Source organism: Paenibacillus sp. MER 99-2 (assembly GCF_023714095.1).
Lineage (GTDB): Bacteria > Bacillota > Bacilli > Paenibacillales > Paenibacillaceae > Paenibacillus.
Genome location: NZ_JAMAUZ010000005.1, coordinates 325309 through 334707, shown reverse-complemented (window position 1 = coordinate 334707; position 9399 = coordinate 325309). Strand labels below are relative to the sequence as shown.

Here is a 9399-nt window from a genome sequence, read left to right as displayed (position 1 = left end):
AGGGTCGCGGGTTCGATTCCCGTCTTCCGCTCCATATTTGCGCCCTTAGCTCAGCTGGATAGAGCGTTTGACTACGAATCAAAAGGCCGGGAGTTCGAATCTCTCAGGGCGCGCCATTATTTTTTTTCTATATCGGGATGTAGCTCAGCTTGGTAGAGCACCTGGTTTGGGACCAGGGGGTCGCATGTTCAAATCGTGTCATCCCGATTTTATCTTGTGCGGGTGTAGTTCAATGGTAGAACTTTAGCCTTCCAAGCTAATAGCGTGGGTTCGATTCCCATCACCCGCTTATTGAAATACATGAAAGAGCTCTTGCGCTTAGCAAGGGCTTTTTATTTGTTTAAAACTGATATATCTAAAAATAAATCTGAACGAGTTCATTCCGTATTTTTACGCTAACTATGGATCGGATCATAACCATAACCGTGGGATCATAACGCTCGATGTAATGCTCGCCATATCACCATGGTGAACCAATAAACAGGATAGTTTGATTATTTCAATAATGTTTGTTTAAATGGAATAACTTCAACTTTAGAGATACATCTCTACATGTTTTTTTCTATATGCTTATATACCTTTTACACTATGGAGGAGGAATCGTATGAAAAAAGCGCTGGTTATTGGCGGAAGTGGGACGTTAGGGAAGGCTATTGTTGCTAAGTTAAAGGATTTACCTGTAGAAGTGATTACAGCAGGTAGACAGTCTGGTGATTATCAGGTGGATATGACTTCAACGGATAGTATTACTGCGTTGTTTGATTCCATTGGCTCTATTGATTATGTCATTGTGGCGGCGGGTCAGACGCATTATGCCAAACTGGAAGAGTTAACGCCCGAAGATAATATGATCAGTGTCCACGGAAAATTGTTAGGGCAAGTCAACATTGTGCTGATTGGTCAGCACTACGTTAATGACAAGGGTAGCTTTACCTTGGTTAGCGGAATCATCAAGGATCATCCAATTGTGAAGGGTGCTTCAAGTGCCATGGTTAATGGTGCAATAGATTCGTTTGCAAAAGCAGCAGCTTATGAACTGCCCCGAGGTATACGGTTGAATTCAGTTAGCCCTAACTTATTCGAGGAATCGGCAGAGAAGTATAAAGGTGTCTTTATCGGATTCAATCCTGTACCTGTGGAACGAGTAGCCAATACGTTTATTCAAAGTGCACTTGGCATTGAGACGGCACAGAACTTTAAAGTATATTAACAGACTTCATCTCAATCCCGTTTCTGTATTGGACACGTAGACTAGGCTACATGGCAGGTCAGTGTGATGCACCAAACTCATTACGCGGCGTTCTAATATTAACCATCTCTAAATCCTAAGTGGATAACATGAAATACACCACACGATCAAAAATAAAAGGACATGAACTGGAGCGAACTCCAATGCATGTCCTTTAACGTTTATCTCTACAAAGTGTGTCTCTGATGGGTACATTAATTAATACGCTTACCTCAACCTGAATCTCAACTCGTGCCTCAACTTACTTAGCCCTTTATTCTTACCGTATTCTTACCTTACGCTTACTCATACCTATATTCGTACTGCAGATTTCATCTGTACCTTGCTATACCTGCAACTTAGTATCTCTCCAGAATAAGCTGTGTTTTCAAGCCATCTGCTGGAAGAAGCCACTGTTTGTTTTCAAGTACCTGCATTAGTTGATTACGGAGATCGGAGACGGTTGAAGCATTGTCTGTTTTGAAAGAAACCTCAACAATATTCTCTACTCCAGTGCCAGCTGCATTACGGATAGGCCATACTTCTAAGGTCATCTCCTGTCCATTCCAAGTTCCTTTGTACCGCTGGAAAGTTACTGGGCCATAGACACGGGAGTCGGTCAACTTTTGTTTACCCCAGTTGGAGGAAGACCATTTGTTCAGCTTACCTGGTAGCTTGTCCAACAACATCTTCAATGCTTCTTGATCTGAAGGCAGGTTAATGCCACTATTTTTAGGGGAATCTACTTTTTTGGTATTCGAGAAGCTAAGTGTTTGTTTGCCATATCCCCAATCGATCTCAGCCTCGTAGTTATCATCTGAGGAATCGAATCCCTCTTGGTTAGCCAGTGTAAGAGCTGCATTTACATCTCCATTGATGATCGGGTAGCGCTTCTTGTACGTCAGTTCATAATTATTTTTATCTTCTTTTTTGCGAAAACGTACGTTCCAACCTTCTTCGTCCAGCTCCCGCGCATTGGTGTCAAAGTACTCTGTCTGAATGGCAGTTGGCGTGGAATCAAGACCAAGCGTCTGAACAACTTCAGTACGTGGAGTACCATCCGCATTCAATACCAGTTCGGGTTTAGCCAAAAACTTAACCTCATATGCAGGAACCGCATTTGCTGCAGCAGAGGCCTGTGGTGCTTCCAGTACCGTAAGTCCACTTCCCAATGTCACGATGCTTAGCATCAACGACGCCGTTACCTTTTTCCACTTTTTCAAAACCAATCACTCCCTAGGTTGAATTATTGTACAGACCCCACTTTATCGTTCGAGTATGTCGAAGTGATTAACGGGAGAAGCACATTGCGTTAACCCTGCATAGATTTGATGAATGGCGAACGATAGTTTCTCTAGGTAATCTGTTGATAACGTCATAGGGAACCTGTGATCAGCGTGTACAACGTCAGCACTTTATGAATGGCTTAACTTCATTAGGTTATTACTGCACGCAGACTCCACTCACGCAAAACTTCCTCGAAACGATGGATCTGAACGGAGGGATGCCGATCCTTGTTATGAACCATGTACATATGGCGAGGTGCCAGTTCCCCGGGAATGGGAAGAACCCGAATGAGTCCTTGGCTCTCCTCCCACTTAACAGCCATACGTGAAGTAAATGAGATATGACCTCCTAATAGTACTAATTGTTTGATTGCTTCCAGCGAGTCCATCTCGACCGTACCACGTAATCGAACCTCATGCTGCTCCAGCCACTGATTCGTTATGCGGCGGGTATTGGATTGATTCCCATGCAGGACAAACGGCACTTGAGCAATGTGCTCAGGCTGTAGGTCTTCCTTTTGAACCAGAGCATGCTGGGGTGTGCAAATGAGAACGAGATTATCTTCGCACAACGTCTCTGTCTGAAGCATAGGACCGACAAACGGCTCAGATGAAATGATCCCTAGATCGATCTGGTGTCGTACTAACATATCTCGGATGACAGGGGCCGGTTTAACCGACAAATGAATTCGAATCCCCGGAAACTCTTGAGAGAAAGCATTCAGTATCGGAGGTAATAGGTACGTTGCAGGTACATAACTTGCTCCAATGTGCAGGGTTCCCCGGTAGAGACTGTCATATTCCCGAACGACTCGGCGAGCCTCTTGGGTTAGGGCATTGATTTTCACAGAATAATGGAGCAGCGCTTGTCCCGCCTCGGTCAGAAATGTTTTCCCACTTCGTGATTCAAATAACCGCACACCCATCTCTTCTTCTAATGACTTCATATGAAATGTAACTGTAGGCTGCTTAATGCCTAAAATCTCAGCAACGCTGGTCATGTGATGATGCTTATCAATCAGCTCAACAATTTGTAATTTGATCAGATTCAATAGATACTCACTCCTCTCATTTTTTCAAACTTGTAGTCCACTAAATAGAGAACAAACTATAGAAAACATCATTAGGTCGCCTTATATAGATTTAATCTATGAACATCAACAGAATTCATCTAAAAAGTTAATTATCATTTTACATTCCTAACATACAACTCTCGAAGGCGAACGTTAGACTGATAACAGTACTAGAAGACAGGCAGGGATGCTTATGAAATTAGAAATACGACAGGTTCAAAAATCATTCAATCGTACTCCGGCGTTATTGCCTACTGATCTCACGCTTGAACACGGACAGTTTACAACGCTGCTCGGCCCATCAGGCTGTGGTAAGACAACACTGCTACGTATGCTGGCAGGACTTGAACAGCCGGATGCGGGAGCTATATACGCGGATGGCGAGTGTATCTATTCAGCAGAGAAGCGGATTGATGTGCCAACACATAAGCGGAATCTGGGCATGGTGTTTCAAGACTTCGCCTTGTGGCCGCATATGACGGTATATGAAAATGTAGCGTTTGGCTTAAGGGCTGGTAAACAGAAGTCCGATCTGCGGCAAAAAGTAAAAGAAGCACTCGATATGGTACGCCTGCAAGGGATGGAGGATCGTTATCCTCACCAGTTGTCCGGTGGACAGCAACAGCGGGTTGCTTTTGCCAGAGCGGTGGCCGTTCGACCAGGTGTGATCTTGTTCGACGAACCACTAAGCGCACTAGATGCTGTATTACGGGAAGAGATGCGGATTGAGATGATGTCACTGGTACGAGATATGGGATTGACCGCATTATATGTGACGCATGATCAGGTTGAGGCGATGTCGATGTCGGATGAGATTGTCGTGATGGAGAAGGGACGAATATTGCAAAAAGGCAGTCCAGAAACCATCTACGCTACACCGAGCGAAGCCTTTGTTGCTTCATTTATCGGTAAATCGAACTGGCTGACGCCGAATCAATCCATGGTTCGACCGGAATATGTCTCCTGGAACAAGATCAATCATGATGATCTCCGATATCACGGGGTCGTGCTCAGTGTTAGTTATGTGGGCGAGCGATATGAGGTTCGGGTGCAGATGGATGGGCTGGGCGTGTGGACGGCATATCGGAACAACAGAGTAGGTATAGGCGAGCAGGTAGATCTCTATGTGTCTCCTGAGCGCATACATCGAATGAATATAGACGGCGAGACAAGCTTTACGAGAAATAAGATCGCAGCAGTAAATTAAGTGATTGACCACCACTATAAAACCAACTAAGGGAGATGTAATAACATGTTTGGAATGAATACACGTAAGAAAAGCGCAATGCTGATTTTATCCGCGGTAATGAGTATCAGCTTGTTTGGATGTAGCACAGGTAATACGACTACAGGTTCAGCGGCTCAACCGGCAGGCGAGGGTAACACGGCAGCGGCTGCAGAAACAACGGATAAAACAGGCGGCAAACTGGTATTGTATAGCGCAGGGCCGCAGAAGTTGGCTGATAATATCGTAAGTGGATTTACAGCGAAAACGGGCATTGAGGTGGAAATGTTCCAAGGAACGACAGGTAAGATTCTGGCTCGGATGGAAGCTGAAAAATCAAATCCGGTAGCAGACGTAGTCATTCTTGCTTCTTTACCTTCCGCGCAGGCACTGAAAGCAGATGGACTAACCCTGCCTTATCCAGAAGCGGCGAACGCCGATAAATTGAACAAGGATTGGTCGGATGCCGAAGGCAACTATTTCAGCAGCAGTGCATCTGCTCTGGGGATCGTCTACAACACCAAGCTCGTATCCACGCCGCCTACTTCATGGGCTGAGCTCGCTACACCTGCATGGAAAGATGCAGTGAACATTCCCGATCCAACGCTCTCCGGTTCTGCACTGGACTTTATCACAGGTTACTTGAGTGCGAATGGGGACAAGGGTTGGGATCTGCTGAGCAGTTACAAAGCTAATGGCGTAGCTATGGCAGGAGCAAATCAGGAAGCACTTGATCCAGTAATTACGGGTGCGAAGAGCATCGTAGCAGCTGGTGTAGATTACATGGCGTATTCCTCCAAAGCCAAAGGTGAGCCACTGGATATTGTGTACCCTGAAGAGGGAACAGTGATTAGCCCAAGACCGGCAGCTATTTTGAAATCAAGCCCGAATGTAGATAATGCCAAAGCATTTATCGACTATCTCTTGTCTGACGAAGCACAAAAGCTGGTTACCGATGCTTACCTGATTCCAGGACGTGAAGATATTGAAGCAACGAATCGCGCAAACGTGAAAGATATTCCACAACTCAAAGTGGATTGGACTTGGATGAGTGAGCACGGAGATGAGACGGCAGCACGCTTCTCTGAAATCTTCAAATAAGATGAATAATCAAACTATTCTACGGAGGGTCGGCGTGATTCTGGCCCTCTTTCTGTTGACGGTAAGCATTGGCGTACCTCTGCTTTTTATATTCTGGCAAAGTATATATCCGGATGGCCAGTGGGACTGGACGGCTCCTATTCGTACAATCACAGGGCATCATTTGTCCGGGGTACTGCTGAATTCCATATGGCTTGGTGTCTGTGTGGTTATTGGAACAACACTGCTCGCCTTGCCGCTCGCCTGGATGATGTCTAAGACTCGAATGGGTCAGCATCGCTGGGTAGACGTAATCTTGATGATCCCGTTTATGACTCCACCGTACATTGGTTCTATGGGCTGGATTCTGTTCATGCAAAAAGGGGGCTATCTCCAGCAATGGATTCCCTCGGCTTCGAATTGGAGTGAGCTGTTCTTCAGTTTCTGGGGAATGGTGCTCATTATGAGCCTGCATCTATTCCCGTTCCTATACTTACTGCTTCGGGACGCATTGATCCGCATCGGCGGCAATCTGGAAGAAGCGGCAGCAGTACACGGTGCGCCTGCGAGCTATCGGTTCCGGCGTATTATTCTTCCATTGTTGTTGTCTTCTTATGGCATGGGCATCATGCTGGTATTTGTCAAAACGATTGCGGAATTCGGAACACCTGCCACCTTCGGTAGAAAGATTGGCTACTACGTTATGACTTCTGAGATTCATAAGTATATCTCCAGTTGGCCAATTGACTTTGGTAAGGCAACGTCACTCGCTTCCATTCTGTTATCGGTCTGTCTCGTTATGTGGTACATGCAGTCTACAATGTCTCGCAAGTTCACCTACCGCTTAATAGGAGGAAAGGGACAACGTTCCAAGCGCTATTCTCTCCGGGGCTGGACTGGAGTGCTCTGTGGTACGTATCTTGCCCTTCTCTTGATTCTTTCTGTAGGCATTCCGTATTTCTCCATTATTGCGGCTTCAACGATGAAGTTACGCGGAGTCGGGTTAGCTTGGGATAACTTAACGCTAGAGCATTACCGTGATCTCTTGTCGTGGGGTTCTGTTAGTTTGAAGGCGATCGGAAATAGCTTAGGGCTGTCGCTCGCGGCTTCAACGGTCGCAGTGTTCATCGGTACGGGGCTTGCGCTGACCATCGGCAAATCATCTTCATGGATGCAGCGTATCATTGATTTGTTCAGCCTACTGCCGAACACTGTGCCGGGGATCGTCATGGTTGTTGGACTGATTTTGTTCTGGAATTCACCTTGGATGCCATTCACGCTCTATAACACCTATGGCATGGTTGTTCTCACCTATGTTGTGCTGTTCCTTCCTTATACCGTGCAATATGTAAAATCAAGCTTTACTCAAATTGACGGATCGTTATTTCAGGCAGGTCAGGTATTTGGCGGCAAGCCGCTGTACATCCTACGGCGTATTCTCGTTCCCTTAATTATTCCTGGCATGCTTGCTGGGTGGATGATGACCTTTACGATTGCGACAAGAGAACTGGTCGCCTCGTTATTAATTCTTCCGCCGTCGATGCAGACGTCGGCGACGTATATTTTTGCCCAGTTTGAACAGGGTCAGGTTTCATTAGGTATGGCGATGGCAGTCGTTACTGTAGGGATGACGGTACTTATGTTGCTAGGGATTGAAATTCTGAATTCGAAGAGAAAGTGGAATGCATCATGATCAAACTGAACGTATGGGGCGGTGCAGGGGAACATGGCCGCTCTTCGTATCTCCTTAGCGGGAGTACACAACGTCTATTACTGGATTGTGGCGTCAAAAAAGGTGGAGCAGGGGAGTACCCCCTCCTTGATAAACAGATTGTACCGAAGCTCGATGCAGTGCTGTTGTCTCATGCACATGAGGATCACTCTGTAGCCATCCCTCTGTTGTATAACCTGGGCTATCAGGGTGAAGTGTGGACGACGCGTGAGACACGAGAACAGTTGGACACGTACTTCAAGGCATGGCGAAACAATACAGAGCGTGCAGGATATGCAGTGCCCTATGAAGAGAGTGACGTGCAGTCTATCCGGTATCGTTATTTGGAACAAGAGGCAGCGCGTGGAACTTGGTTTGAGCTTATCCCAGGTGTGTGGGCGATCTGGGGGCGTACGGGTCATCTCGCTGGCTCTGTATGGTTTGCGATTGAGATGGAGGAACGGCGCATATTTTACTCTGGCGACTATACTTCTGAATCCATACTGCTACAAGAGGATGATCCTTTGGCGACTTTACGTGGCGCCAATCGATTGTATAGCACGCAGAGGAGCAAACCGATGCGCAGTCGGGTGGATCAAACAGCATTAAGAGGCAACATCGCTGTGGGTCAGGAAGCCGAATTTGCAGGTGATCAAGCGATCAATGCGTCCTTATCTACGTCGTTTAGAGAAGCGGAGCAAGCGGCGATCTCTTCTCCTGCCCATGATCCGATAGCAATGGACGATAAACAGCTTTTGAGCTGGCAGTTAGCACCTAATACTAAGGCAGTGGAGGCCACTACCTCTAGCGAGAGCAGAGCCTTGTCGATACAGCCTATGAAACCGTTAGAAGAACTACTGGATCTCGCTATCATGGATGCTGCCTACGGTACAGATCGGGATACGCAGGCTGATAAGTTACAACAGTTGGATCATGCGATTCGAGAGACGATTGCGCGTGGCGGGAAAGTGCTGTTGCCTATGCCTGTGGTAGGGCGTGGGCAAGAGATCATGTTATGGGCAGAGCAACAGTACCCTGACATTCCTTTATTCGTCGAACAGGGATTGATGAAGGGAATGAAGCAGCTTCTACATTCACCGTACTGGCTGAGAGAGAGCGAAGTAGCGAACAAGAGATCTCTGACCGAAACGATTAAGGAATGCTTGAACGGGTCTAGGTGGCAGACACCAGTTACGCAAGAAGAGCGGGAACAATGGTTGGAGCAGCATGGAGCCTCGCTATGGTTTATTCCAGATGGCATGATGCAGTCTGCCCTTGCCCGCTGGTATTATAGTCAGTTAGCCGGAGATCAGAACAATATGGTGCTGCTTACTGGACATGTGTCGGAGGGCACCTATGCAGGTCAACTGTCACGAGCTCCTGAAGAGCATGGGAAGTGTGAGGTACGGAAGGTTCGTTACAAGGTTCATCAAGGGTGGATGGATGCAGCCAGAATGATACGTAGACTTCCTGCAAGACACACGATTCTAGTGCACACCAATCGCAAAGAGACGGATAAACTTAGGGATCATCTTCTAAGCGATAATACGCTTAGTGAAGCTAGGTTAAGTGAAGGTGAGGAAGCTGCGCCTAATAAGATGATTCATTCGCTATCACCTGGGGATGAGCTTGTGCTGTGATTGGCGAGTGGGATAGATCGTTAATGAGAGATTCGTGAGATTCGTGAGAATGACGAGAACGCCCTTACGGGGCGTTCTTTTTATATCATGAAAATATAAAAACACGATGACAAGCATTGCTTGCTTATCATCGTGTCAGCCAATGATTCAGTGCTG

Annotated in this window: 7 protein-coding genes and 3 tRNA genes; 8 read left to right on the top strand and 2 right to left on the bottom strand. The window is 46.5% G+C overall.

The annotated features are described in order from the left end of the window. Positions 1-39: 39 nt before the first annotated feature. The 4 genes from M3636_RS21620 to M3636_RS21605 all read left to right on the top strand — a co-directional run bounded on the left by M3636_RS21620 (position 40) and on the right by M3636_RS21605 (position 1210). Positions 40-116: transfer RNA gene (locus tag M3636_RS21620), tRNA-Arg, on the top strand. A 17-nt stretch (positions 117-133) separates the two neighbouring features. Next, a tRNA-Pro gene (locus M3636_RS21615) sits at positions 134-207 on the top strand. A gap of 11 nt (positions 208-218) precedes the next feature. Next, a tRNA-Gly gene (locus M3636_RS21610) sits at positions 219-289 on the top strand. Between the two features lie 315 nt (positions 290-604). Then, positions 605-1210: a short chain dehydrogenase gene (locus tag M3636_RS21605; RefSeq protein ID WP_251383958.1), complete on the top strand. Its 606-nt coding sequence runs from the start codon at positions 605-607 to the stop codon at positions 1208-1210. 377 nt (positions 1211-1587) lie between these two features. Here M3636_RS21605 and M3636_RS21600 read toward each other — a convergent pair whose 3' ends face one another. Together M3636_RS21600 and M3636_RS21595 are read right to left on the bottom strand one after the other, a co-directional pair. Beyond that, on the bottom strand, positions 1588-2451 hold the full coding sequence (locus tag M3636_RS21600) for a CYTH domain-containing protein (RefSeq protein ID WP_128099945.1): 864 nt from the start codon (positions 2449-2451) through the stop codon (positions 1588-1590). Positions 2452-2663: 212 nt separating this feature from the next. Next, positions 2664-3566, bottom strand: a complete 903-nt coding sequence (locus M3636_RS21595; protein WP_145411070.1) for a LysR family transcriptional regulator — start codon at positions 3564-3566, stop codon at positions 2664-2666. Between the two features lie 214 nt (positions 3567-3780). On the opposite strand from M3636_RS21595, the gene M3636_RS21590 reads away from it, so the two are divergent. Genes M3636_RS21590 through M3636_RS21575 form a run of 4 tightly spaced genes read left to right on the top strand, consistent with a single transcriptional unit; the run spans position 3781 to position 9243 of the window. Then, positions 3781-4794: an ABC transporter ATP-binding protein gene (locus M3636_RS21590; protein ID WP_251383957.1), complete on the top strand. Its 1014-nt coding sequence runs from the start codon at positions 3781-3783 to the stop codon at positions 4792-4794. Between the two features lie 45 nt (positions 4795-4839). Next, positions 4840-5913 (top strand): ABC transporter substrate-binding protein, encoded by a 1074-nt coding sequence (locus tag M3636_RS21585; protein ID WP_128099948.1) that lies wholly within the window; start codon positions 4840-4842, stop codon positions 5911-5913. 1 nt (position 5914) lies between these two features. Next, positions 5915-7585 carry an ABC transporter permease gene (locus M3636_RS21580; RefSeq protein ID WP_251383956.1) on the top strand — a complete coding sequence of 557 codons (1671 nt, stop codon included), beginning with the start codon at positions 5915-5917 and terminating at the stop codon, positions 7583-7585. After that, on the top strand, positions 7582-9243 hold the full coding sequence (locus M3636_RS21575; protein ID WP_251383955.1) for an MBL fold metallo-hydrolase: 1662 nt from the start codon (positions 7582-7584) through the stop codon (positions 9241-9243). Before M3636_RS21580 ends, M3636_RS21575 begins: the two co-directional genes overlap by 4 nt. Positions 9244-9399 lie beyond the last annotated feature (156 nt).